This is a genomic window from Chitinophaga sedimenti (genome assembly GCF_023156195.1).
Taxonomy (GTDB): Bacteria; Bacteroidota; Bacteroidia; order Chitinophagales; family Chitinophagaceae; genus Chitinophaga; species Chitinophaga sedimenti.
Genome location: NZ_JAKUKA010000001.1, coordinates 941998 through 966449 on the forward strand (window position 1 = coordinate 941998; position 24452 = coordinate 966449).

Genomic DNA, 24452 nt, shown 5'->3' on the forward strand with positions numbered 1-24452 from the left:
GGCGGCCCGCCGCGAATTTGACAAGTCGCCGGTGATATCGGCACAGCAATCGCTGGCACTTTTTCATGTTGAAAGTGGCTTCTCCATTAACCTGGTGGCGTCCGAACCACAGGTAATCACGCCCGTTGCGATGACGTTCGATGAACGTGGGCGCATGTGGGTGGTGGAGATGACGGGTTATATGCCCGATACCACGGGCTCCGGCGAAGACATGAAGAATGGCAAAGTGGTGATTTTAGAAGATAGTGATAAAGACGGTTTTGTCGACAAGCGCAGCGTATTCTCGACTCCCCGGTACTGCCCCGCGCCATATGCCTGATCGAAAATGGCGTACTGGTGGCGGAACCGCCGCGCCTCTGGTACTACGAGCGCAATGGCGACCAGCCGGGGCGCAGAACGCTGGTAGATTCCGCCTATGCAGCGGAAGGCAATGTGGAGCATCAGCCGAATGGCCTGCTGCGGGCAATGGATAACTGGATTTACAATGCCAAATCAGACAAACGATACCGGAAGCAGGGTGCACAGTGGATCATAGAGAAAACGCATTTCCGCGGACAGTGGGGCATATCGCAGGACGATTATGGCCGCCTGTATGTAAATAATAACTCCGTAAACCTCGAAGGCGATTACTTTCCTCCCGGCTTTGGCGCGGAAAATCGCCAGCAGCGGGATGTTGCAGGCTACACGGAGCGCGTGGTAAAAAGCAACCGCGTATACCCGATGCGCGCCACGCCGGGCATTAACCGCGGTTATTCGAAAGGTATGCTCACCGATAGTCTGCGCCTGGTGAACTTCACCGCGGCATGTGGCCCGCTGATTTACCGTGGCGGCCTGTTCGGCGCGGCCTACGAAGGCAATGGCTTTGTAGCCGAGCCTTCCGGTAACCTTATTAAGCGTAATATCCTGCACGACAGCGATTACGCGGTAGTAGGCCGGCAGGCGTATGCAGACAGCGAATTTGTTGCCAGCACCGACGAACGCTTCCGTCCTGTGAACCTCTACACCGGTCCCGATGGCGCCATGTACGTACTGGATATGTACCGTGGCATCATCCAGCATAAAACTTATCTCACAGATTATTTAAAGAACGAGATCCGCATGCGCGGTCTTACGCTGCCGCTGAACTGCGGTCGCATTTACCGCATAGCACCTAAAGGTAAACAGGCGGTGATGCCGGACTTCAATGTGCCGCCGGCAGGGCTCGTAGCACTGCTTGATCACCACAACGGCTGGGTGCGCGATGAAGCGCAGCAGTTGCTGGTAGACAGGCGTCCCGCTGAGGCGATTCCTTTACTAAAAGCGCGTTTGAGCAATACGGCGAAGCCTATCGGGCTGCTCCATGCACTCTGGACGCTGGAAGGTATGCATGCACTGGACTACGAGCTGGTGAAACCATTATTACTGCAAGGGAACGGGCAGCTGAAAAAACATGCAATGGCCACCCTGCCATCGATATTGAACAGCGGCAACCAGGCGGCCATTATCAGCCTGTTAAAGACTTTTGACACCGATCCCCGTATCGCGCCAATGCTGGGTTATTTGGCGCCTTTCCTGCGCAAATACGACGCAGCGGCGGCCGATGCGCTGCTAACGCAACTGAGTCGCCTGTACGCCAACAACCGCTATGTGGCGGATGCAGTGATCGCTGCCAGCGGTGGTAAGGAAAAGGAACTGCTCGCCAGCATTACGTCTGGAATGCAGATACGGCCCTCGTGATCAATAAACGCCTGCAGAAAGTGCTGCGCGATATTGCTGAAAGTAAAAAAGCAACGCTAAGCGACGCGATCCTGAAGGATTACCCACGTGGCCACAAGATATTCACCACCGTTTGTCAAACCTGCCACGGCCCCGATGGCAACGGTATTCAGTCCCTCGCGCCGCCGCTGAACGAATCGCAGTGGGTAAACGGTGAACGGCAACGGCTGATTGCCATTGTGTTGTACGGCCTTACCGGACCGGTGGAAGTAAACGGCAAGTTGTATAAAGCGCCGGAGATCAGTGGTGATATGCCCGGTATCGGCAACAATGACGAATTCTCGGATGCAGATATCGCGCAGTTGCTCAGTTTCCTGCGAAAGGCATGGAGCAACAATGCGGAAAAGATTACGGAGAAAGACGTGCAGGATGTGCGGAAAAAACTCAGGAATCAGAAGAAGGCGTTTACGATAGAGGAAGTGCTAAAATTATAATAGCTTATGGAATTTAGTTCGAAGTGCATCTTCCTCTAAATTCCTGATATATGAAAAAACTCCTGTTATCGTGCCTGGCGATGACTGTGGCAGGTGTTGCCATGTCACAGCAGCCGGCAAAAAAACAAGCACCCAGGGAAGACAAGCCATCTGTAAAGTTTGCACCACCCGTGGTGAAGCAGGACAAAACGCCTGTCAAAGAGAAAGAGGTGAAGTTTGCACCGCCGAAGGTGACGAAAACTGAAACAGCGCCTCCTCCTCCTCCGCCACCGCCACCGAAAGTGAAGAAAACTGAAACAGCGCCTCCTCCTCCTCCGCCACCGCCACCGAAAGTGAAGAAAACCGAGACAGCGCCTCCTCCTCCGCCACCGCCACCGCCGAAAGAACCAAAGAAGAAGGATTAGGATATTGACGAAAGGCTGCCGCACGGGCAGCCTTTTTATTTATTTCTTGTAAATGAGATCTTATCCCCAAACGCAATTTTATGCCGGTCTATATACCCGGCATTCACCTCCACCACGTACATTGCCTCTTTATAAGAGGGCAAGCTCTTCTCCGACATCGGTGTAGCGTACTTGGTAACAGAAACGATCTCCTGTTGCGCGTTCACATATACCAGGTCCAGCGGGATGTACGTGTTCTTCATGTAAAACGACTGCTGGCTTTCTGCCTCAAAAATGAAGAGCATGCCCTGGTTTTCGTCCATCTGGCGGCGGTACATCAGGCCGGTGGCGCGTTCTTCGTCGGTGGTGGCCAGTTCGATATCAATTTTGCTGATCGTATCGTTGCTGGTATGGCTGATGAAGTATAGTTCACCTTCCTTCGTGAAAGCCGGACCCTGGTCCGCGGCGGCAGTGGTGTTGTCCGCAGCCGGTTTGGGTTTGGTGTTGCAGGCGTTTACGGCGAGTAATGCGCCTATCAGACTATAATGTAAGATGTTCATAGTTATGGAAAGATAAGAAAGATCACTATATTAGGTTAGCTAAAATTCCACGTACATGCATCGTAGAGATTTCCTGTCTTCCTCCGCCAAAGCAGGTGTAGCCTGGTCTGCACTGCCATTGTTAACGTCCCTGCAACGTACCGAAAAATATAAACTTGCGCTCGTTGGCTCCGGCTGGTGGGGCATGAATATTTTGCGCTGTGCGCTTAAACATGGCGCGTGCAAACTGGTGGCGATTGCGGATGTGGATACGCGTCAGTCGGCCAAAGCCATGGAAGAAATCAACAAACTGACGTCCGACAAACCGCGCGTGTACAGGGATTACCGTGAGCTATTACAGAAGGAGCGGCCCGAAATCGTGATCGTGGCTACGCCGGACCACTGGCATCCGCTGATTACGATCGCGGCTATCGAGCAGGGGGCGCATGTATACGTGGAAAAGCCTATCAGCCATACCATTTTAGAAGGATATGCCATGGTGAGCGCCGCCCGCAAATATGGTAAAACCGTGCAGGTAGGCACGCATCGCCGGGTATCGCCGCATAATATTTCGGGCATGGACTTCCTGCGCTCCGGTAAAGCGGGCAAGATAGGCATGGTGCGGGCGTTCGTGCATTACCCGGGTGGCGCCGGCAAACCGGTGCCCGACCAGGAAACACCGAAGGAAATAGACTGGGACATGTGGTGCGGACCTGCGCCTATGAAGGCTTACAATCCCGCTATTCATCCAAAGGGTTTCCGCAATTTTCTCGATTATGCAAACGGTACTTTGGGCGACTGGGGCATTCACTGGATGGATCAGATCCTGTGGTGGACGGAGGAAAAGCATCCGCGTAAAGTATACTCCTCGGGCGCGCGGCACATCAAACAGGATAATACCGATGCGCCGGATACACAGAACGTTGTCTTCGAATTTGAATCTTTTACCGCTACCTGGGAACACCGCACGTATGCGGGCAATGAGGCTGAGAAAAGCAATATCGGCGCCTACTTCTATGGCACCGAGGGTACCTTTCACATGGGCTGGCTCGATGGCTGGACTTTTTATCCTTCCGATAAAAACAAGCAGATCATTCACCGGGACCCGCAGCTGGACTTACCTGATCAGCAGAATATCGCGGGATTGTGGTCGAATTTTATCGAATCAATAGAAAAGAAACAAAGACCTGTTTGTGATATAGAGATCGGGCAGCGCAGCACCAATATGAGTTTGCTGGGCATGTTATCGTATAAGCTGGGCCGTAGTGTGGAGTGGGACGGGCAGAAGATTGTAAAGGACGATGCCGCCAACGCCCTGTTGAAAAGGGCTTACAGGGGGAGTGGAAGTACCCCGTATAAAAAGCAAAAAGGCTGCACCCCGAAAGATGCAGCCTTTTTAAGTATTCCTAAGATAGATATTACGCTTTAGCGAGAATCTCGTTATCGCTGAACTCCACGTCTGTATAATCTTTGATCTCATTATACACCGTGTCGCGCTCTACCGGCCTTCTGCCTGCCTGGCGGATCAGCAGGGCCAGTTGTGCGGTGTTCATGGAAGGTGTTTGCTCCTCAGAACCGGCCATAGAATAGATCTTCGTGGTATCGTCGATGGTGCCGTCCAGGTCGTTTACACCGAAAGCAAGCGTGAGTTGCGCGCTGTTCCTGCCCAGCATTGGCCAGTAGGCTTTCAGGTGGGGAATGTTATCCATGTATAAACGGGCGATAGCGTACATGCGGAGGTCTTCGATCACAGAAGATTCCGGGATGTGGGCCATGTCGTTGTCTTTGTTACGGAACTTCAGCGGAATGAAGGTGTTGAAGCCATGTGTTTCGTCCTGCAGGTTACGCAGGCGCTCCATATGGTCTACGCGATGCCAGAATTTCTCTACGTGGCCGTACAGCATGGTACAGTTGCTGTGCATGCCCGGGTTGTGCGCCGCACGGTGAATGGCCAGCCATCCATCTGCATCTACTTTATCATGACAGATTTCGTTGCGTACCTCCGGGTGGAAGATTTCCGCACCGCCGCCGGGCATGGATTGCAGGCCGGCATCGTACAGCTTTTTCATGCCTTCTTCTACCGTTAGTTTTGCTTTGCGGAACATGTAGTCCAGCTCAACAGGGGTAAAGGCTTTAATATGAAGGTCCGGGCGGTGTGCACGGATGCGTTGCAGTAATTCGCAGAAGAAATTCAGGTCCATCTTAGGGTGAACGCCCCCCACGATGTGTACCTCGGTTACCGGCTGGTTGTCATACTTCTGCACAATGTGCATCATCTGTTCAACACTCAGTTCCCAGCCATCTTCCCGGTTCTTATACAGTCTGGAGTAAGAGCAGAATTTGCAGGTAAATACGCAAACGTTCGTCGGCTCAATATGGAAGTTCCTGTTAAAATAAGTTTTATCGCCATGCATTCTCTCCCTAACGTGATTGGCCAGTGCCCCCACAAATCCTAAATCCCCCTTCTCAAACAGTATAACACCTTCTTCCTGGGTCAGTCTTTCCTGTCCTAAAACCTTATCTGCAATCTGTTTTAATCTTTGATCTAGCGATGCTTCCGGAGAATAGTTGGCAGGGCAGGATACGTTTCTTTCGTCATCATTGTGCTTTCACTAATTTAAAAGTCCTTACCTTGTTCTTGTAGAATAACTTCACAAAGTAAACACCATTTGGCTCATTTACCAAATCAAAAGTATAGCGGTTATTGACCAGTCCCGACAGCCTTACACTGCGTACCAGCCTGCCTGACACGTTATAAACCCCCACGGTTTCCAGGTCCTGCGGATACTCCAGGAAGTCTACATAAAACATTGAACTGAAAGGATTTGGACGAACAAGTATACCTTTCTCGCGCAGGTTCGGATTTACACCGCGCGCCTGCAGGTTAATGTTGTCCAGGTAGATGTTGTTTTCGTAATTCGTCGTATTCCTGAACACCACCCGGAAGTTCTTATTGTGCGCGTACTTCGTGAGGTCCACGCTATCGCGGCGCCATTCACCGGCCGTGGGTACGAACTCCTGTGTCGTAGGAGTGGTGCGGGTAACCAGCGTCTTACCCCATTTCTTGTAACCCACTTCTGTATAGGTAAGCCCGCAATCCGTGGTAATCAGCACCTGCAGGGTATCCCATACATTGCCCACCTCGTTGGTATTGGTCTGCGTGGCCGCGGCAATATCAAAGAAAAGGAACAGCGAGTCGTTCGCACTGCCATCGAACACCGGCGATACCAGGTCGTCTATATGACCGTTAGAGGCGTAACCGAGGTTGCGCATCACAACCGAATAGCCGCCTGACTTAGCAGCTACTTCCGTCTTCTCCCAGGTAAAGCTGTTGTCCGCATTGTTCCGTGTCCAGCCATATGGCGGATAAACATCGCCCTCAAAGCCCTCTGTATATGGGAAGGTACCCGGATTATCGTACCGGAAAGCCTGTACGGTGGTATCGTTCGAAGGATCTTCGTCCGTGCCGCCGTTCGGCGATATCGTGTAAGCTGTGAACGAGTGTTCGCCTTCGCCGGTGTTAAAGGCCGGAAGCTGCACGGTAGTGGTTTGCAGTGCTGACAGGTTGCCCGTCCAGTTATAACTCACCTCGGCCCCGTTATCCACTTTATACCTGATGATGGCGTTTGTCAGTGCATTGGTACCCATGTTTTTGATCGTGACCATCGGGGTTTGCCCGGTGGTGCAGATCTTTCCATTGGGGTTGGATATTGCGGTCACCGAGGCGTCCAGCGCATATTGCGTTACCGGGACAAGTCCATCGGAAGTGTACAGGCCATTGCGCGACGACGTGTTCAGTGCATTGAGCATGCGGGCCACCTGGCCGGCGGTGAACATGTACATGCAGGCGTCGTTGGAGTAGTCCATGTAGTTCATGAACATCACGCCGGGAGCAGTGGGAGAGCAGGCGTCTACCTTCGGGAAGGTAGGGCAACTGGTAGATTCTCCCGCCTGGTTAGGAGTATCGGCTACATTGTCGGTACCCGTACAGGCTGTGCCATCGTCGCCCCAGATGTGGTTAAGGCCAAAGTAGTGGCCTATTTCGTGGGTAGCGGTACGGCCTTTATTAAAAGGCGCGGCCGCCGTGCCCGTGGTACCGAAGGCGGTATAGGTCACGACAATACCTTCTTCAGACGCCGGGTATACATTACCGGGAGGCGTGGCCACACCAAGATAGTTGTCGGCCAGCACACATACCCAGATGTTAAGATAGCGTTGGTAATCCCGGGCGTCGTCGCCGCCGGTGTTGTTATGTTTGACCGCGGAAGCGCTGCTGGCCAGTGCGTTAAAGTTAGTGCGGGTCGTAGTTTTGCGGATAATGCCGTTGGTCATGGAGCCATCGGGGGCGCGTACGGCCAGGGCAAACTGCAGCTGGGCGTCGCCGATCAGCGGTTGCCAGATGGCGGGTACTTTTGAGATATCTGCATTCGTGGCGCTGTAATCCTCGTTCAATACCTGTATCTGCGAAAGTACCTGTGCATCGGTTACCTGGTTGGGATTCTGCATCACGATGTGCACTACCACGGGGATGGTTACGATGGCCGCTGTTTTCGCCATTACGAGGGGGCGTACACGCTGCAGCTCCTGTTCCATGCTTTGTATCCGCAGCCTCAGTTTCGGATCGGATTGCAGTTGTATTTGTAAAGCTTCCGCCGTGCCGCATTTGCGTTGGGCAGTTGCGGGCAGCCATATGAGGGTGCTCATCAGGAGCAGTAAAGTCGCGGTACGCAAGGGAATTGTTTTTATCAATCTATGGTTTTATCCGTGCAGGCAGCAGGATGACGACCTGCCGCTTGTTTTTCAAAGGTTTCCCGCGGTGTTACCGCGTTTTTCAGGAGAGCGCTCCCGCAATGCAACCACACATCAGGCAGGCGATAGTACCGCCTACAAGGGCTTTTACGCCCAGTTCCGTCAGGTTTTTACGCTGGTTAGGCGCCAGTTGGCTGATGCCGCCAATCTGTATGCCTATGGAGGCAAAGTTGGCAAAGCCGCAGAGGGCATAGGTGGCGATCAATATCGACTTGGGATCGGTTAATACGCCGCTGCTTTTCATCTGCCCTAAATGACCATATGCCACAAATTCGTTCAGTATCGTCTTTTCGCCGAGCAGCTGGCCTACCGACATCAGGTCGGGCGTTCGTACGCCAATGAGCCAGGCGACCGGTGAAAAACATAGCCTAATATCAGTTCCAAAGATAATGTTTTGTAACGGCCTGCTGTTGATACGTCAATTTGGGCATTCAGGTTGGTCATATCGCCCACCCATTCCAAACCGGCGTTGGCCACATACATCATGGCGGTAAACACGATCAGCATCGCACCTACGTTTACCGCCAGTTTCAGGCCGTCGGTGGTGCCGATGGAGAGCGCATCCAGGAAGTTGTCGCCCAGTTTTTCTTTTGGTACCTTCAGGTCTTTCAATAGCTCGTACTCAGCCGGTTGCGGGAATAGTAACTTCGCACACACAATGGCCGCCGGCGCACTCATGATGCTCTGGCTCAGCATGTGCAGCGCAAACATCTGCTGCTGACCGGGATCATCGCCGCCGAGCATGTTCACGTAGGCCGCCATTACACTGCCCGCCGTATTCGCCATGCCACCGATCATGATGCACAGTATTTCCGAGCGGTTCATCTTTTCCAGGTAAGGCCGTATCATTAGTGGCGCTTCGGTTTGTCCCAGGAAGATGTTGGCGGCGGTAGACACGCTTTCCGCACCGGATATCTTCAGTTTGTTCAGTAAATATGCAAATACGAAAACGATCTTCTGTAAAACTCCCAGGTAATATAAAATGGAGGATAATGCCGCGAAGAAGATGATGTTTGGTAACACACGGATCGCAAAGATGTAAGCCCGGGAACCTTTCTGGTCGGATAGAGCGCCGAACATAAACTCCGTACCTTTATGGCTCAGGTTGATAAGGCCCACGAAGGCATCCGAACATACGGCCAGCACCGTTCTGAATACGTCAGAGGGGCACCATTGCATGTATACACTCACCGTAAGCAACACCAGCGCGCCCAATATAGACCATTTAATAGCCTCGAAGCTTTCCTTTTTATACTGCTGGTAAATGAGCCCGCCGATGGCGAGGATGCTCAATGTACGCGCCAGGGAGGGGTTGGGCCAGGTATTACTGCGGATCATGCCCACGAAGAATACCACCAGCCAGGCGATGCCGAGGAGCATGCCGCCTGCATCGGGCTTTTCACCAGCTGCGCGTTTCCTGATAATACGATTGATAATTATGTAGGTAAGGATGACGCCGAAAGCCAGCCAGAAGGCAGGCTGACCGCCAACTGTCGTATTCAGTACACCGAGGGCGAACATAACCGGGCAAAAATGCCCATCCCGATCAATTTCCAATTAATGGCGCTCCGGTTATTACTCAATAAATAACAGATCCCGACCAGAAACAACATCCCAATTCCACCACGCAACAGGTTATCCCAGTGAAACGTCATTCAGCAGTTGATTTAGATTTTAACAAATAAAACGGAAAATACGCTTTTCGGCAATAATTATCGATCAAAGGGGAATATTTAAAGGTAAAATACAACCACTGGCGGCCGTATGTGCCGGGAAAGCATAAAAAAGCGCCCCGCGGTAACGGAGCGCTTTGTATAGTTAATCAGATCTATTAAAGGTTGGATTGGATTTTTTTATCCAGTACTGATTTAGGTACAGCACCTACTTGTTTGTCTACCACCTGACCGTTTTTGATGAACAGGATAGCAGGAATGCTGGTGATACCATAGTTGAAGGACACCTGCGGATTCTGGTCAACGTTTACTTTACCAACGTTTACTTTACCCGCGTAGTCTTTAGACAGCTCTTCAATAACGGGACCAATCGCGCGACAGGGACCACACCATTCAGCCCAAAAGTCTACAACTGTGAGTTTGTCCGAATCCAGCACCGTTGTCTTAAAGTTCGCGTCTGTGAATTCTAAAGCCATTGTTTATGCAATTTAAAGTTTATAATTATTGATTTTCAGCGTACTACCACAATTTCTCGCAATACCTCATACGCTGCAAATATTAAACCGGTGTAAAAGTAATGCTTTTTTGACAGGTTATTTATTGATAGTATCTATATACACATCAATATCCGGCTGTTTTTGCAGGAAGTGTGCCAGGTCGTCATTCATTTCGATGTGCTTGTTCACCGTGTGCATCCTGATACTAAGGTTATCGTCTCGGTCGATCAGCTGTACGTACAGCTCTGCCTTGCCAGGGTTCTCTGCCGCATTCTTCGAAAGGAACTGTACAATTTCCGGCGTCAGGAATTTCGGCATCGTCACCAACGCTACCTGGCGGGTATGTGTTTTCTTCACCTCCTGCAACAGCTGGATGCTCTGTACTTTAAACTCATACTCGTTTTCGTTGAAGCGGCGGGGTTTAAAGCCGGCGTTTACGAACAAACAGATGCCTGCTTTCATATAGTTGATGAAGCGCAGGTAATCTTCGCTCCACAGGGCAAATTCGAACTTACCGGTGTAATCCTCCATCGCCATGATGCCGAACTGCTTGTTGTTGCGGGAAATACGCTCCTGTGCCGTTGTTACATAAATGGCGAGGCGGAACGAGCGTTCCTTTCCTTTTTATCTTCACCCGGCGCCTGCAGCATTTGCTGGTAATCCAATACCTCCCGGATGGTGTTCATATTGTAGTACTTCAGCTCAAAGCGGTAGTCGTCCAGGGGGTGACCGGAAATATAGATACCCGTAATATCTCTTTCGTTATTCAGTTTAATCGTGAGGGGCCAGTGGTCGCATGCCGGTATTTTGGGCGGCACTACGTCGGGCATCTCCATTTCGCCGAACAGGCTACCCGCGCCGCTGCTGCCCGCGGAGGCCTGTTGCCCGAACTTCACGATCTTCTCCAGGCCGGTAGTATTATCGTTCTCCGGTTTATAGAAGTATTGTGCGCGGTGCAGTTCTGTAAAACAGTCAAATGCGCCGGACATGGCCATAGCCTCCAGCGACTTCCTGTTCACCGCACGCTGGTTCACGCGTTTGATCATGTCCCAGATGGTAGAATAGGGGCCGTTCTTAGTGCGTTCTTCCAGCAGGTTTTCCACCGCGCCCTCGCCCACACCTTTTAAACCGGCCAGGCCAAAACGGATCTGTCCCTGTTTGTTCACCGCAAATCCTTTGAACGATTCGTTCACGTCCGGCGGCAATACATCAATACCCATGCGTTTACATTCCTCCATAAAGAAAGTGATCTTCTCCGAGGTTGTTGGCGTTGTTCAGTACGGACGCCATGTACTCGGCAGGGTAGTGGGCCTTCAGGTAGGCCGTTTGGTAAGCCACGAACGCGTAACAGGTGGAGTGCGATTTGTTGAACGCGTAGGATGCGAATGCCTCCCAGTCTGTCCAGATCTTATCACATATCTTAAGGTCATGGCCGTTGGTTTTACAACCTTCCATGAACTGTTTCTTCATTTTATCCAGTACTGCCTTCTGCTTTTTACCCATCGCTTTACGGAGAACGTCCGCATCACCTTTGGAGAAGTTAGCCAGCTTCTGGCTCAGCAGCATTACCTGTTCCTGGTATACCGAGATCCCGTAGGTATCGCGCATGTATTCCTCCATCTCCGGCAGGTCGTACACCGTTTCTTCCAAACCGTGCTTACGGCGGATAAACAAGGGGATGTACTCCAGCGGACCCGGGCGGTACAGGGCGTTCATGGCAATCAGGTCATCAAACCGGTCAGGGCGAAGCTCGCGCAGGTATTTTTGCATGCCGGGACTTTCAAACTGGAACGTACCGTTGGTTTCACCTTTCTGGTACAGCTCATAAGTCTTTTCGTCGTCCAGCGGAATATCGTCAATACTGATAGTGATGCCGTGGTTCTGTTTGATCAGGTCCAGCGCACCTTTAATGATGGTAAGGGTCTTCAGACCCAAAAAGTCCATCTTGATTACACCGGCGGATTCAATAATACTGCCCTCGAACTGCGTAACCAACAGGTCGGAGTCTTTGGCCGTGGATACCGGGATGAGGTCGGACAGGTCTTTGGGCGCAATGATGATACCTGCCGCGTGGATGCCTGTGTTGCGGACGGAGCCCTCGAGTACGCAGGCTTCCCGCAGTACTTCGCCCTGCAGGTCTTCGCCCTTAATGAGTTCGCGCAGCTTTTTTACGTTCTCAATGTCTTCCCCATCAGGCCTTCCTTGTCCTGCAGACTTTTATCGCCTTCTATAGGCGCGTTGAATATCCTGTCCAGCTGAATACCGGGCTTGTCCGGCACCAGTTTGGCCAGGGCGTTGGAATCCTGCAGGGGCAGGTCCAGTACCCTCGCCACGTCCTTGATACTCATTTTGGCGGCCATGGTACCATAGGTAATGATCTGCGCTACCTGGTTTTTGCCGTATTTATCAACTACATAATCAATTACCTTCTGACGGCCTTCATCATCGAAGTCCGTATCAATATCGGGCATGGACTTACGTTCCGGGTTCAGGAACCTTTCGAACAGCAGGTTATACTTAATAGGGTCGATATTGGTGATGCCGATACAGTAGGCTACCGCAGAACCTGCGGCGGAACCACGTCCGGGACCGATAAATACCCCCAGGTCGCGGCCGGCTTTGATAAAGTCGGATACAATAAGGAAGTAACCGGCGAATCCCATGTTCTCGATTACATTGAGCTCAAAGTTGAGGCGTTCCTCAATTTCGGCCGTCATTTCAGTATAACGCTGATGGGCGCCTTCCATGGTGAGGTGGCGGAGGTAGTGGTCCTGCGTGAAGAACTGTGGTGGGATAGGGAAGTTGGGCAGCAGGATGTCGCGTTTGAGGTCCAGCAGTTCCACCTTATCCACGATTTCGTTGGTATTGTCAATGGCGGCGGGGATGTCCGAGAATATTTTCGTCATTTCCGCGGTGCTCTTGAAATAAAACTCGTCGTTGTAAAACGCGAAGCGCCTGTTTTTCATCACCGTGTCGTCATCGAAGTCCTTCATGGTGGGCGTGCTCTTTTTCTCGCCGGTGTTGATACACAGGAGGATGTCGTGCGCGTTGGCGTCTTCCCTGTCTACATAATGCGAGTCGTTGGAGGCAATGATTTTCACATTGTATTTCTCCGCCCATTTCACGAGCAGCACGTTCACTTTGTCCTGCTCCGGAATACCGTGGCGCTGCATTTCTACATAGAAGTCCTCGCCGAAAATATCCAACCACCATTTGAATTCCTTTTCCCCTTCGTCTTCTCCTTTTTTAAGGATGGTTTTTGGTACAGAGGCGCCGAGGCAGCAGGTGGTAGCGATAAGTCCTTTATGATATTGCAGGATCAGTTCTTTGTCGATACGGGGATATTTACCGTAGAGTCCTTCCATATATCCCAGGGAACATAGCTTGATGAGGTTGCGGTAACCTTCATCATTTTTGGCGAGTAAAACCTGGTGGTAGCGGATATCCTTTTCCTCACGCGTAAACGCTCGCTTATGGCGGTTTTCCACGAGATAAAACTCACATCCTACGATAGGCTTTACCTTCAGGCGTTTGTCTTTCGGGTCTTCCGGGTTCAGCTTGTTGTTATAGGCCTCTGCAACGAACGAAAACGCGCCGAACATGTTGCCATGGTCCGTAATGGCCAGGGCTGGCATGCCGTCGGCAATCGATTTTTTGTAAAGCGACTTGATGTCCGCGGCGCCGTCCAAAAGGGAATACTGCGTATGCACGTGCAGGTGAGAAAACTTCATATAATCGGTCTAATTAGGTTTAAACGGCCGGGGACCGCTTTTCTTTTACATCCAACCAGCAAAAAAACAACAGTTACCCCAGATCACAAAATCACCTTATCCACAGTTTTTGAAGAGTTTTTCTTTAACTATCAATCAGTTAGTTAGAAATAGAGATTGGCCAAATGTGAGTATTTCAATATTGTGACGGGCTTCAGGAAGTTGCCTCGGGCGCGGTCAAACGGTCTATACATTTACGACCCGGCTGAGCGCTACAAACCTGTTGGACGAGCCAAAGTGTAAACCTTAATCCGGATTACTTAACATGGGCGTACACCTATTTCAGGACGTGGCACCTTGGGGTATATTTTATACATCTTAGGTTCATCCTAGGTTCAAGGTAGGTTCAAGGTAGGTTCAAGATAGGTTCGGGAACCTACCTCGAACCTAAGATGAACGAAGTATAAGCGAAGCATCAACGAAGGATGTATTAAGGATGGTCCGGGGGATACAATGGCGGCTGATAAGCCATAAGTGATTGACGGTGAGCTAACTAATAAAAAAGGCGGCCCTTCCGGACCGCCTGTTATTACCTTAGTTCCTGTTATGTATCCCTTCGCCTAACTCCTCGATCAACTTTCGATTAAAGGCCTCGAGGTCTTTCGGCGACCGGCTGGTGACCAGTCCCTGGTCTACCACCACTTCTTTGTCCTCCCAGCTTACACCTGCGTTGGTGAGGTCGGTTTTAAGCGACGGGTAGGAGGTCATTTTACGGCCACCGAGTTTGCCGGTTTCGATGAGCAGCTGCGGTCCGTGACAGATAGCGGCTACGGGTTTGCCGCTGTCGAGAAACTGGTTGGCCAGCTCCACGGCGCGGGGCTCGGTGCGGAGTTTGTCCGGGTTCATGACGCCGCCGGGGAGCAGCAGGGCGTCGTAGTCAGACTCCTGCACTTCGTCGAAGGTTTTGTCGACTTCGAGTTCAATGGACCAGTGGTCGTGGTCCCACGCCTTCACCTTTCCTTTTTGGGAGGAAATAATATCTACCCGCACGCCGGCGGCCTCCAGTGCTTTTTTGGGACTGGTGAGTTCTACCTCCTCAAACCCACTTTCGGTGAGGATCGCTACTTTTTTACCTGTAAGATTTGCCATAGAATAGTATTTTACGGTCTGAAATAAGAGGGGAGGCCCAAATACCCTGCCATGCCCCGCAAACTATTTTTAAATTTTTATTGAAACCTTTTTGTTGAAAATCAGTCACATAGATCCCTATTTTGAGAAAGTTGCTCCACTTTTTGAAATTTTTTTCTCATGATATGGTCCCTCGTGATACAACTTGTCGTTTTATGGATAGAATGAAGCACAAAAGCCATTACATATTGCAACTATATGTTCAGAAGGTTTCAGGCACCATCAGCGAAGATGACCTGAAGGAACTGGAAAATGTGCTGAAGGAAGACGCGGAAATGAGGGCGATGTGTGAGGAGTGGGATCGCGATCTTTCTACCGAGGAGAGTAAACGCCAGCAAGACCCCGAATTAACGAATCAGCGCTGGCAGCGCATTAAGCGACAATACGAGGACCGTGGTCCCGAGAGGCTGGCCGAGCGGCGCAAAGCACGTGTAGTGCGACTTGCGACAATCGGCAGTGCTGCGGCAGCAGTTGTAGTACTGGCCATTGGGATTAGCGTGTTCCGGACCCCAGAGGAGAGCGGCCATCATCCCCTGGCTTGTTAGCCACAAACACACAAACACATCTGACTTTACCCGGCGGCAGGGTGGTTAACCTCAACGATGCCCTGCCTGCTCAACCTTTCACCATTGGGAGTGTTACCCTGAATAATGACAAAGAGGTACTCGTTCTTTCTGCCGGTAAAGGAACCGGTGCTGGCAAAGCCAGCCTAGAAGTGCCTGCAGGTAAGCAGCACTCTGTTAAGTTGCCCGATGGCACTGTGGCGCGCCTGAATTCGGCATCCAGCCTGAAGTTTTCGGTGGATTTCAACGAAGGCGTAAGGGAAGTGGAGCTCACCGGCGAGGCGTACTTTGATGTGGCCAGAGACGAGAAGCGGCCGTTTATAGTGCGCAGCCATGCTGCCCAAATTAAAGTACTGGGCACTTCATTCAATGTTAACTCGTATAACCCCAAAAATATTATCACCAGCTTGCGCAGCGGAAGTATAATGATGCAAGGCGCGGGTAAAGACACCGTGCTTAAGCCTGGTGAGGCGGCGACTGTAACCGCCAGCAGCATGACCGTAAGCAAGTATAGCGACGACAAGGCATTCACCTGGAAAGATGGTATTATCGACTTTGATAAAGCCTCCCTGGAAGAAATAGGCGATGCCCTCGCGCGCTGGTACGATGTTAAAGTGGCATATGCCCGGCCCGGACTGAAGGGTGGCAGCTATAAGCTGCGTATCGACAAATCTAAACCAATACAGAAATCATTAGACGTATTAAAACGCTTGTCAGACGGGAAAGTAAATTACACATTAGAAAAGGGACAATTAACTTTCAAATAAACAATGAAGGTTGAGTATATAATGAATTCGCTTTTCTCCATTTCTAAATATATAGCCATGTTAACAGGGAAACCTTTCCAGGGTTCCCTTTTTTTTAGCCTAAGACAGCAATATTACATCATATCCTGTGAAAGCCGCAACTTGTTTGCACCCCTTACTAACAGACAGTGCTCGTTCGTTGTTTGAAGATCCTTTCCAATTCAGCTTAAGTGCCGCATTGCACTGCATCCTTGTTTGAAGTAATCCACCTCGCATCCATTGTTAACACCCCCTTTAGCTAAAGACAGCTGTCATTTGCTGTCGCCATCCATGTTTGCTGAATCCGGTTTAGCTTAAATATCCATTACGGTTTGCCCCTCTTTTTAGCTTGATTTGCGCGATCGATCGCCGTACATCCATGTTAACCTCCAATTTAGCTTAAGACAAAGTATCTGCGTAAATATTCCATATTTACGAGAAGGTTTTTTATTTTGCGGCGTCTTTGCAATCCATTCAGAATGAAGGGATACCGAATACATTTTTCGTTAACATAGCATTAACCATGTTTTCATTTTTTATGGTAACGCGGTTGTGTTGCAGTGCGTGTTAATAACGGCTCGTTAACGAATAAAAATCGTATATTCGGCCCTAACATGTCGGTTTGAATTGCATGGCTAATGGCTAAATGAAGGATTTTTCGTGTGGATTCACCACCAGCTGTCGCATTTAAAATCCTATTTATTCCAATCCATAGCTTAAGAAGTAATTATTAATTACTGGCTGATTTGCTTTTGGCAGATGGGGACTGCTTCCCATACACCGCAGCAGTACAGCACTTAAAATTGCAATACCATGGATAAATTGCGGAAGTCACCGTCGGCACTTATCGTGGAATCACAAACGCTTTCGAAAATGGAGGAAAAGGAGAAAGCTCTCGCACAAGCCTGTAATGAATTATACCTGACCTACGGGCCTCAGCTGATTCGTTATGTCATGGCGCTTGGTCAGCTCGATTCCGAAGTGGCCGATCAAATCGTTTCGAATGTATTTATCCATATCTGGGAAAAAGGGATGACGACCCGTATCCGGGAAATGGAAAAACCACAGTCTTACCTCTACACCGCCGTACACAACCGTTATCGTGATTACAAAAAGAAAACGGAGCGTGAACGAAAAAAGTCAACCGCCTATATGTTAGGCATGGCCGATTACCAGGACGAAACGTTCAGTGAACAATTCAGTACACGCGGAAGAATCGCCGTGGCCATGAACGGTCTTACCGACCAGCAACGCCTCGCCGTCGTATTTACCCGGGTGGAGGGAAAGTCGCACGAAGAAGCCGCCGCGGAAATGGGAATTTCAGCCAGCACGGTAAAGAAACACCTGAAAGCTGCATTGTCGAAATTGCGTAAAAGTTTAAAAGATCTATATACATTCGTCGTCTTGTTAAGTTTGCTGCTGTATTAAATACGCTGTCTTTTTATTTATGTATTTTCCTATTCCAGTTTTTTTACCGAAAAGCCATCTAAACCGAAATATTAAAAACACAACGTTGCGTAGGGGTGAAAGCCTGTCTGACTCGCATGCTTTTCTTTTATCCGGCAAAAAAATTGTGTGTTCAAGTATGCCACATCCTGCAACCAATGCTGCGGGAGGGCATAGATATACATAAACGCCTCCCGGGTGGTGGCAAGAAGGGAGAACAGTGTAAAGATAAACAGGAGAATGATTATGGAATTACCAATTTGCGTGATAGATTATCAATTTTCCCATTAGCTCGTAGCCGGGTATCCTGAACCATCTGAAATTATTTTATTACATATCAATGATCAAGTACCTTACACCTAAAAAACTGATCCGGCATATTATTATGCTGGCTTTGTTATGGGCAGGTACCACCGTGGCGCAGGACCGTAAAACCGTTACGATTACTGCCCGCAACATTACGATAGAAAATGTATTGTCGGTAATCGAAAAGCAAACGGGTTATACTTTTCAATACGATGCCCGCCTCCTCGAGCTTTCCCGTAAGGTAACTATCAATGCACACAACAAGCCTGTTGCTGAAGTAATCTCGCTGCTGTTCGGCCAAACACTGGTCATGGAACTCGACGGCCCGCTGATTCTGTTGTTGCCCAACAAGGAAGACCCGGGCGTTTCCAATAAAGGCATTACGGTTAATGGTAAAATCATCACCGACGATGGCACACCCGTTATCGGCGCCAACGTTATGGTGAAAGGCAGCGCCATGAGAGCTATGGCAAACACCGATGGCCGCTTTGCATTAACGGACGTGCCGGCCGGCGCTACGTTAACGATCAGTAGTATTGGCTTTAAGACGCGCGATTTTATTGTAACGCAAACCCGCCCGGTGATTCGCCTCGACATGCAGGTGCAGCAAATGAAGGCACTGGAGGTGGTGAGTAATGGTTACCAGTTTGTGCAGCAGGGGAAGATTACAGGGTCAGTGGAGAAAGTGCCCAATGCGTTGTTTAACAGAACCATGTCGACGGATGTATTGAGCCGCCTGGAAGGAACGGTGCCGGGGCTTGTTTTTAACAGGTACTTGGGCTCAAAGCAGGCTAACTTCTTAAGTGTACGCGGAGTGAGTACAATTGGCACCACAAATGGAGCAGATGCACAGCCGTTGATCATCGTCGATAATTTTCCGTATGATGGAAATATGGACAACATTAACCCGAACGATATTGAAAGTGTTACTGTGTTAAAGGATGCCGCTTCCTCGTCTATCTGGGGAGCGCGTGCAGGAAATGGGGTAATTGTTTATACGACTAAGAAAGGAGGGTACGATAAGAAGTTGAGAACGTCGTTCACTACTAATATTATGGTCGGTGGCAAGCCGGATTTATACTATCATGATCAATTTCCTTCGTCCGAATTTATTGAGGTCGAGCGGATGTTGTTTGATAAGGGTTTTTATAATAACATGCTGAATAATACAGCGACCAGGCCAGTAGTATCACCGGTGGTAGAATTACTGGCGGCGGTAAAAGCTGGTACAATGGATGCAACAGTGGCGGAGAAAAAGATAGCTGAGTATAAAAGGAATGATGTGCGGAAAGATTATGAGCAGTATTTGCTGCAGCCCTCCGTTAGGCAGCAATACGCTATTAATGCATCCGGAGGTGGCCAGCGATTGAACTACTATTTTTCGGCAGGATATGATAAGGTACGACATAGTTCCGTTGGCGATGCCATGGAGCGCATGAGCTTCAGAAGCTCGATCAATGGCAGGGTGACGAAGAAACTGGAGATCGAAACCGGCGTCGCATTCGTTGAAACAGATACAAAGGATAATGGGATCGACCTGCCGTTGCGTACTGCCACCTTAGGCATCGGCACTACTTCCCTGAATAAGACATTGTATCCATACGCTCAGCTCGCCGATGAAAATGGGCGGCCTTTGCCAACATTGATGTCTTTCAGGCAGCGTTTTCTCGACACGGTTGGCGCCGGAAAAATTCTGGACTGGAATTACCGGCCTCTTGATGAACTATCGCTAAACGATAACACGACTAAATTAAATGATGTCGTGCTCTACCTGGGAGCCCGGTACGAGCTATTTAAGTCTTTGCACTTAGACCTGAAATATCAATACGAGGAAGCTAATTCAAAACGGAAGGATGAGCATGCACTGGCCAGCTTTTTTACCCGGAGTATGATCAATCTGGTTACGCCCACAGGCGGTGATAGCAGCCAGTCACTGGTGCCATACGGAGCGATCCTGGACTATTATAAGGATAACCTGAACTCGCAGAACTTAAGGGCGCAACTGAATTATGGACAAATATTTTCAGGAAATCATATTGTGGATTTTATTCTCGGAGGGGAAGTGAAACAGCTTCGTCAGCGCGGCAACAGTGGCCGTTTTTATGGGTATGATAAAGACGGACCCGTGTTCTCGGAAGAACCTAAGTCGTTTACTACGCCTACTTATTATGGATTGCAGGGAACATTGTATACTATACCGGATTTAGCCAGTTTAACCGGCAGCTTATCAAGATTTGTATCCCTGTACGCGAACGGTACTTATAGTTATGATAAGCGATATGTTTTCACAGGTAGTGTCAGAAGAGACGCATCTAACGTGTATGGTGTTGCGACAAACGCGAAATGGAAGCCTTTGTGGTCAATAGGAACAGGTTGGGTGATATCTAAAGAGCATTTCTATGATGTTGACTGGTTGCCTTTGCTTAAGGTCAGGGTAGCATATGGTTATAGCGGAAACTCCAACGTAAACGTGGCCGGGATAGCTACAGTGCAAACGGTCGGCAATAATTTGTATAGCGGACTTCCCGCATTGTCGCTCTCCAATGTGCCTAATCCAGACCTTAGATGGGAGCAGGTGAGGACGCTCAATTTTGGATTGGATTTGGTGGCAAGTAACAGGATCACTGCCAGCATTGAGTATTACAGGAAGAATTCGGAAGACCTGATATCGCCGGCTCCCGTGAGTTTGCTAAGTGGATTCAAGGCGTTAACCCTGAATAGTGCAGCTTTTAAAGCACATGGTTTCGATCTGAATATAAACACGTTAAACCTGAAAGGGGTATTGAATTGGCAAACAGCATTCATCCTGTCTTATAATCAAACCAAACTTCGGACTTATGCGACGGCGTCTGACAGAGCGAATAGCGCTTTCATTGGTTCCGGGGACTTAATCCGATTGATAATGAATATGTCTATGGCATCGTTAGTTATAAATGGGCCGGGCTGGACCCCTAACAGGTGATCCCATGGGTTTTATCGGAAGTGAAGCTAGTACGGATTATGCCAGGATTTTTGCCAGCACAGATCGGAGAGGGCTGGTTTTTCACGGTCCTGCGAGGCCGCAGATTTACGGAAGCCTGAGAAATACTTTTAGATATAGAAGCCTGTCGTTATCGGTCAACATCGCATACGAACTAAAGTACTTTTTCAAGGATCCTCATGCTTTAGGATACTCGGCCCTGGCAAATGACTGGAATTTGGACGGATATGATAAGTATTTAAATAGATGGAAGCAACCGGGGGATGAATTAGTTACCAGCGTTCCATCGTTCGTATATCCTTTAAATACCCGGCGCGATAACTTTTATACAGCGTCATCTGTTAATGTTCATCCCGGCGATCATATCAGGTTGCGAGACATTGCCTTAGACTGGATTGTTCCCGGTGAAAGGTTAAATAGAAAAGGGATTACGGTCGCGCTGAAAGGGTATGTGAACAACCTGGGAATTATTTGGAAACAGACGAATTTAAAAGTCGATCCTGCATACGGAATACCACCGCCCATCGATTTTGGGATAGGCGCCATGATCAGCTTATAATATTGAACTGTTATTTATGAAAGGCATTTTAAAAAGCTTCTTCACGATATTGGTTTTTGCGTCTGTCAGCACCTGGTGCAGCAGCTGCAAGGATTTTCTTGCCGCGTCCCCCAATCGTGATCTGAACGAGCTGGATAATCTGGAAGATCTCCAGCGGTTGTTGGACCAATCCACGCACAATAGTGAATATCCCAGCTCCGTGATGCTATGTGGCGAGAGTTATTATATTAGAACCGTTGATTGGGTTAATTCCACCAATGCTTACGAGAAAGCCTGTTACATATGGAGCAAGGATGTTTTCGTGGAGGATGACTGGTATTACACCTATCGCAGACTATTCGATCAGAATTTAGTTTTGAAGTCGCTCGGAAAGCTGAACGTGGATAAAGACAATGAAGACTTTAAAAGAATTAAAGGCACGGCGCTCTTTTTAAGAGCATATAATATGTACCACTTATCGCAGGCGCTGGCGCCACAGTATTCATCGGCTACGCTTAATACTAAAACCGATATAGCCCTGCTGGATCAACCTGTCATCAATGAAACCAGGGGCGACGCCACTGTTAAGGAAATTTATGAGTCGCTGGTAGGCGACTGTCTGGTGGCTAAAAATCTGTTACCGGATATAATGATCTATAATACACGGCCAAGCAAGGCGGCTGTTTGGGCTCTTTTAGGAAAGATATACCTTCAGATGGGAGAATACCGGCTTTCGGGCCAGGCGGCAGATTCAAGCCTGAAGTATCAACCTACGTTGCTTGACTTTAACCGTGTTGATTCAACGGTGGCAGCCCCTTTCGTCCCAAAGGATAATCCTGAGGTGTTATTTTTATCACTGGTGCGAACCAGTTCATTTATGGGCCCATCGACTTGTAAGGTAGACAGCGTACTTTATAAATCATACGGCAAAAATGATTTAAGAAAGGGATTGTTTTTTCAACGAAATACTGATGGTAGTTTTCGTTTCAGAGGCAATTACAATGGAACGGTAAGTGCGTTTTTATTTAACGGACTTGGTGCTGACGAAGTTTATCTTATCGCCGCTGAGGCAAGAGCACGTTTAGGAGAAATAGAAAGCTCCATGACTTATTTAAACAAAATGGCTGAAAAACGTTACAAAGCCGGTTCGTTTTCCGGATTTAATCCTGTAAGTCAAGAGGAGGCGCTATCATTAGTCCTGTCAGAAAGACGTAAGGAGATGATATTTAGGGGAGTTCGGTGGTCCGATTTGAAGCGCTTAAATCTGGATGAGCGATTTAAGGACACTATTGCAAGAGTGGTCGATAATGTTGCGTATAAGTTACTTCCCAACTCGCCCCAATATAAGTTGGGGTTAACAAAACCATAGTTGAAAAGAACATGGATGCACTAGCGCATGGCATCTGAATAATATATTACACCAACCATCTGGTCGTTGTTTTCGAGCGCAAGCTCCAGTTCGCCATTAGGTACGATGTACGGATAGGTACCACTTCCATTAGTGTAAACGCCGCATAGATTATCACTTCCCTGGCCGCAGCTTGATGAAGTAGGTGGCTGATTGGCGACAAAAACATAGTTGGTTGGATCCGTTCTTTCGTAGGCGTCATAAGGATTTCCTACGTACTGATAATAGCCGATTGTAGAAGGTTTGGTCTGGGCTTTCACAGCATAAAAAGTGCCCGCTGCAATTGCCAGCAGCGCTAGTGACAACATGTACTTTTTCATAATCTTACTATTGGTTTTAAATAAAAGATATTGCTCTCATTCCGAAAATCCGGAATAGCTTTTCACTGGCATAGGTCTGTAAATTTGTTGTGGTGTAAGATTCATCCCCCGAATGCGATCACATGATTAATAAAAATCCGGGTGGATTTTGGAGAAGTGAAGTGGTGTTCCAGGATATTGCGTTGTGGTCGTCAACAACACGTAGGTGTTGCGTTGTAACCGTTATACAATACATACGTGCCCCGGATATAGGACAGTTTTTTTCTCTTCGAACATTCAAGTCAAATTCTCAAAACGCTAGTATAATAACAAGCTGTTCACTGTAATTTATACTTCACATGATTTACACACCATCTAACAAGCAAGCTTATACGTGACAGTGGGATAGCCAGGCCTAAAATTAATAATATCCCGGAATTGTGCAATTATTTTTTTATTTAATACGTTAATCCCATTCATTTTTCTTTAGGTGGTCATAATCCTCTTTCTTCACCGTACCCTTCTTCTTACTGCGTGAGATGCCCTTATTCTTCCGCGCATTGATGTTGTTAACCAGCGAGTTTTTAACGCCCAGCTTGTTCTTTTTCCTACGTGTCGCCATGGTAATGCTTTTGCTACAGGTAACACAAAGTACGGGCCGTAACTTTTTCGTACCTTTGCAGCCACATGAAATTCGAACAATACAATATTTCGCACGAAGTCAAACGCAGCCTGGAAGAACTGGGCTTTAAAAGGCCTACGGACATCCAGTTCAAGGCCATCCCGTCCATCCTGAACGGCGACGACGTGCTGGCGATCGCGCAGACCGGTACCGGTAAAACTGCCGCCTTTGCCATCCCGGTGATCCACATTCTCCAGCGCAAACGCCAGCGTATTGCCCGCAAAGAGGTGCGTTGCCTGGTCATGGTGCCTACCCGCGAACTTGCCATGCAAATCGCGCAAGTGTTCGAAACCCTCGCTAAGTATACCAAACTGAATATTCTTGGCCTCTTTGGCGGCGTAGAGCAGGCCGACCAGGTAAAAAAGCTCGATAAGGGCGTGGATGTAATGATTGCCACACCAGGCCGTATGTTCGACCTCATCAACCAGGAACATATCGACCTCAGTAACCGGACATC

21 protein-coding genes and 3 pseudogenes are annotated in these 24452 nt (G+C 49.0%); 11 read left to right on the forward strand and 13 right to left on the reverse strand.

From position 1 onward, the window contains the following. Positions 1-94: 94 nt before the first annotated feature. The 3 genes and pseudogenes from MKQ70_RS05480 (at position 95) to MKQ70_RS05490 (ending at position 2593) form a co-directional block, all read left to right on the forward strand. A pseudogene (locus MKQ70_RS05480) lies at positions 95-1716 on the forward strand (DUF7133 domain-containing protein). After that, positions 1713-2189 (forward strand): c-type cytochrome, encoded by a 477-nt coding sequence (locus tag MKQ70_RS05485; protein WP_248068977.1) that lies wholly within the window; start codon positions 1713-1715, stop codon positions 2187-2189. The pseudogene MKQ70_RS05480 and the gene MKQ70_RS05485 overlap by 4 nt, the downstream one beginning before the upstream one ends. 50 nt (positions 2190-2239) lie before the next feature. Further along, positions 2240-2593 (forward strand): hypothetical protein, encoded by a 354-nt coding sequence (locus tag MKQ70_RS05490; RefSeq protein WP_248068980.1) that lies wholly within the window; start codon positions 2240-2242, stop codon positions 2591-2593. Positions 2594-2628: 35 nt separating this feature from the next. On the opposite strand, the gene MKQ70_RS05495 is transcribed toward MKQ70_RS05490, so the two are convergent. Further along, positions 2629-3132 carry a DUF192 domain-containing protein gene (locus tag MKQ70_RS05495; protein ID WP_248068983.1) on the reverse strand — a complete coding sequence of 168 codons (504 nt, stop codon included), beginning with the start codon at positions 3130-3132 and terminating at the stop codon, positions 2629-2631. 55 nt (positions 3133-3187) lie between these two features. On the opposite strand from MKQ70_RS05495, the gene MKQ70_RS05500 reads away from it, so the two are divergent. Further along, positions 3188-4540 (forward strand): Gfo/Idh/MocA family protein, encoded by a 1353-nt coding sequence (locus tag MKQ70_RS05500; protein WP_248068985.1) that lies wholly within the window; start codon positions 3188-3190, stop codon positions 4538-4540. Here the strand turns inward: MKQ70_RS05500 and mqnE are convergent. The 10 genes and pseudogenes from mqnE to MKQ70_RS05550 all read right to left on the reverse strand — a co-directional run bounded on the left by mqnE (position 4530) and on the right by MKQ70_RS05550 (position 14949). Then, a complete protein-coding gene (mqnE, locus tag MKQ70_RS05505) occupies positions 4530-5639 on the reverse strand; it encodes an aminofutalosine synthase MqnE (protein ID WP_248081081.1) in 1110 nt (369 codons plus the stop codon). The genes MKQ70_RS05500 and mqnE overlap by 11 nt on opposite strands. A 70-nt stretch (positions 5640-5709) precedes the next feature. Then, complete coding sequence (locus MKQ70_RS05510) at positions 5710-7842, reverse strand: M43 family zinc metalloprotease (protein ID WP_248068988.1); 2133 nt, start codon at positions 7840-7842, stop codon at positions 5710-5712. Positions 7843-7942: 100 nt separating this feature from the next. After that, positions 7943-9441 (reverse strand): annotated as a pseudogene (locus MKQ70_RS05520) (NupC/NupG family nucleoside CNT transporter). Next, a complete protein-coding gene (locus MKQ70_RS42005; RefSeq protein WP_372489935.1) occupies positions 9420-9575 on the reverse strand; it encodes a Na+ dependent nucleoside transporter N-terminal domain-containing protein in 156 nt (51 codons plus the stop codon). Before MKQ70_RS42005 ends, MKQ70_RS05520 begins: the two are co-directional and overlap by 22 nt. A gap of 176 nt (positions 9576-9751) precedes the next feature. Beyond that, positions 9752-10069: a thioredoxin gene (gene trxA / locus MKQ70_RS05525; protein ID WP_248068996.1), complete on the reverse strand. Its 318-nt coding sequence runs from the start codon at positions 10067-10069 to the stop codon at positions 9752-9754. A 117-nt stretch (positions 10070-10186) separates the two neighbouring features. Continuing rightward, on the reverse strand, positions 10187-10627 hold the full coding sequence (locus MKQ70_RS05530) for a single stranded DNA-binding domain-containing protein (protein ID WP_248068999.1): 441 nt from the start codon (positions 10625-10627) through the stop codon (positions 10187-10189). Between the two features lie 47 nt (positions 10628-10674). Beyond that, positions 10675-11328 (reverse strand): helix-hairpin-helix domain-containing protein, encoded by a 654-nt coding sequence (locus MKQ70_RS05535; protein ID WP_248069002.1) that lies wholly within the window; start codon positions 11326-11328, stop codon positions 10675-10677. Next, positions 11315-12271 carry a DNA polymerase III subunit alpha gene (locus MKQ70_RS05540; protein WP_308199418.1) on the reverse strand — a complete coding sequence of 319 codons (957 nt, stop codon included), beginning with the start codon at positions 12269-12271 and terminating at the stop codon, positions 11315-11317. Before MKQ70_RS05540 ends, MKQ70_RS05535 begins: the two co-directional genes overlap by 14 nt. Beyond that, complete coding sequence (dnaE, locus tag MKQ70_RS05545; protein ID WP_248069005.1) at positions 12259-13821, reverse strand: DNA polymerase III subunit alpha; 1563 nt, start codon at positions 13819-13821, stop codon at positions 12259-12261. Before dnaE ends, MKQ70_RS05540 begins: the two co-directional genes overlap by 13 nt. A gap of 573 nt (positions 13822-14394) precedes the next feature. Then, on the reverse strand, positions 14395-14949 hold the full coding sequence (locus MKQ70_RS05550) for a type 1 glutamine amidotransferase domain-containing protein (RefSeq protein WP_248069008.1): 555 nt from the start codon (positions 14947-14949) through the stop codon (positions 14395-14397). Between the two features lie 194 nt (positions 14950-15143). Here MKQ70_RS05550 and MKQ70_RS05555 point away from each other — a divergent pair, with 194 nt between their 5' ends. The 6 genes from MKQ70_RS05555 to MKQ70_RS05580 all read left to right on the forward strand — a co-directional run bounded on the left by MKQ70_RS05555 (position 15144) and on the right by MKQ70_RS05580 (position 22975). Beyond that, positions 15144-15533, forward strand: a complete 390-nt coding sequence (locus tag MKQ70_RS05555) for a hypothetical protein (protein WP_248069011.1) — start codon at positions 15144-15146, stop codon at positions 15531-15533. Continuing rightward, on the forward strand, positions 15527-16318 hold the full coding sequence (locus tag MKQ70_RS05560; protein WP_248069015.1) for a FecR family protein: 792 nt from the start codon (positions 15527-15529) through the stop codon (positions 16316-16318). Before MKQ70_RS05555 ends, MKQ70_RS05560 begins: the two co-directional genes overlap by 7 nt. A gap of 831 nt (positions 16319-17149) precedes the next feature. After that, the gene (locus MKQ70_RS05565; RefSeq protein ID WP_248069018.1) at positions 17150-17764 is read left to right on the forward strand and encodes an RNA polymerase sigma factor; all 615 of its coding nucleotides are present in this window, start codon (positions 17150-17152) and stop codon (positions 17762-17764) included. Positions 17765-18122: 358 nt separating this feature from the next. Beyond that, positions 18123-21050: a SusC/RagA family TonB-linked outer membrane protein gene (locus MKQ70_RS05570; RefSeq protein WP_248069022.1), complete on the forward strand. Its 2928-nt coding sequence runs from the start codon at positions 18123-18125 to the stop codon at positions 21048-21050. A gap of 4 nt (positions 21051-21054) precedes the next feature. Further along, on the forward strand, positions 21055-21627 hold the full coding sequence (locus tag MKQ70_RS05575; RefSeq protein ID WP_248069025.1) for a hypothetical protein: 573 nt from the start codon (positions 21055-21057) through the stop codon (positions 21625-21627). A gap of 16 nt (positions 21628-21643) precedes the next feature. Next, entirely contained in the window at positions 21644-22975 is a 1332-nt protein-coding gene (locus tag MKQ70_RS05580) for a RagB/SusD family nutrient uptake outer membrane protein (protein WP_248069027.1), read from the forward strand. 20 nt (positions 22976-22995) lie between these two features. On the opposite strand, the gene MKQ70_RS05585 is transcribed toward MKQ70_RS05580, so the two are convergent. Together MKQ70_RS05585 and MKQ70_RS05590 are read right to left on the reverse strand one after the other, a co-directional pair. Then, the gene (locus MKQ70_RS05585; protein ID WP_248069030.1) at positions 22996-23334 is read right to left on the reverse strand and encodes a hypothetical protein; all 339 of its coding nucleotides are present in this window, start codon (positions 23332-23334) and stop codon (positions 22996-22998) included. Positions 23335-23779: 445 nt separating this feature from the next. Next, positions 23780-23935: a hypothetical protein gene (locus tag MKQ70_RS05590; protein ID WP_248069033.1), complete on the reverse strand. Its 156-nt coding sequence runs from the start codon at positions 23933-23935 to the stop codon at positions 23780-23782. 65 nt (positions 23936-24000) lie between these two features. On the opposite strand from MKQ70_RS05590, the pseudogene MKQ70_RS05595 reads away from it, so the two are divergent. Further along, positions 24001-24369: pseudogene (locus MKQ70_RS05595) on the forward strand (DEAD/DEAH box helicase); the annotation flags it as partial. Between the last annotated feature and the right edge of the window lie 83 nt (positions 24370-24452).

Coding starts and splice junctions, on each gene's coding strand:
- MKQ70_RS05490 (WP_248068980.1), top strand. CDS start 2,240: ATGAAAAAACTCCTGTTATCGTGCCTGGCGATGACTGTGGCAGGTGTT.
- MKQ70_RS05495 (WP_248068983.1), bottom strand. CDS start 3,132: ATGAACATCTTACATTATAGTCTGATAGGCGCATTACTCGCCGTAAAC.
- MKQ70_RS05500 (WP_248068985.1), top strand. CDS start 3,188: ATGCATCGTAGAGATTTCCTGTCTTCCTCCGCCAAAGCAGGTGTAGCC.
- MKQ70_RS42005 (WP_372489935.1), bottom strand. CDS start 9,575: ATGACGTTTCACTGGGATAACCTGTTGCGTGGTGGAATTGGGATGTTG.
- trxA (WP_248068996.1), bottom strand. CDS start 10,069: ATGGCTTTAGAATTCACAGACGCGAACTTTAAGACAACGGTGCTGGAT.
- MKQ70_RS05530 (WP_248068999.1), bottom strand. CDS start 10,627: ATGGCGATGGAGGATTACACCGGTAAGTTCGAATTTGCCCTGTGGAGC.
- MKQ70_RS05535 (WP_248069002.1), bottom strand. CDS start 11,328: ATGGAGGAATGTAAACGCATGGGTATTGATGTATTGCCGCCGGACGTG.
- dnaE (WP_248069005.1), bottom strand. CDS start 13,821: ATGAAGTTTTCTCACCTGCACGTGCATACGCAGTATTCCCTTTTGGAC.
- MKQ70_RS05550 (WP_248069008.1), bottom strand. CDS start 14,949: ATGGCAAATCTTACAGGTAAAAAAGTAGCGATCCTCACCGAAAGTGGG.
- MKQ70_RS05555 (WP_248069011.1), top strand. CDS start 15,144: ATGGATAGAATGAAGCACAAAAGCCATTACATATTGCAACTATATGTT.
- MKQ70_RS05565 (WP_248069018.1), top strand. CDS start 17,150: ATGGATAAATTGCGGAAGTCACCGTCGGCACTTATCGTGGAATCACAA.
- MKQ70_RS05570 (WP_248069022.1), top strand. CDS start 18,123: ATGATCAAGTACCTTACACCTAAAAAACTGATCCGGCATATTATTATG.
- MKQ70_RS05575 (WP_248069025.1), top strand. CDS start 21,055: ATGGGTTTTATCGGAAGTGAAGCTAGTACGGATTATGCCAGGATTTTT.
- MKQ70_RS05580 (WP_248069027.1), top strand. CDS start 21,644: ATGAAAGGCATTTTAAAAAGCTTCTTCACGATATTGGTTTTTGCGTCT.
- MKQ70_RS05585 (WP_248069030.1), bottom strand. CDS start 23,334: ATGAAAAAGTACATGTTGTCACTAGCGCTGCTGGCAATTGCAGCGGGC.
- MKQ70_RS05590 (WP_248069033.1), bottom strand. CDS start 23,935: ATGGCGACACGTAGGAAAAAGAACAAGCTGGGCGTTAAAAACTCGCTG.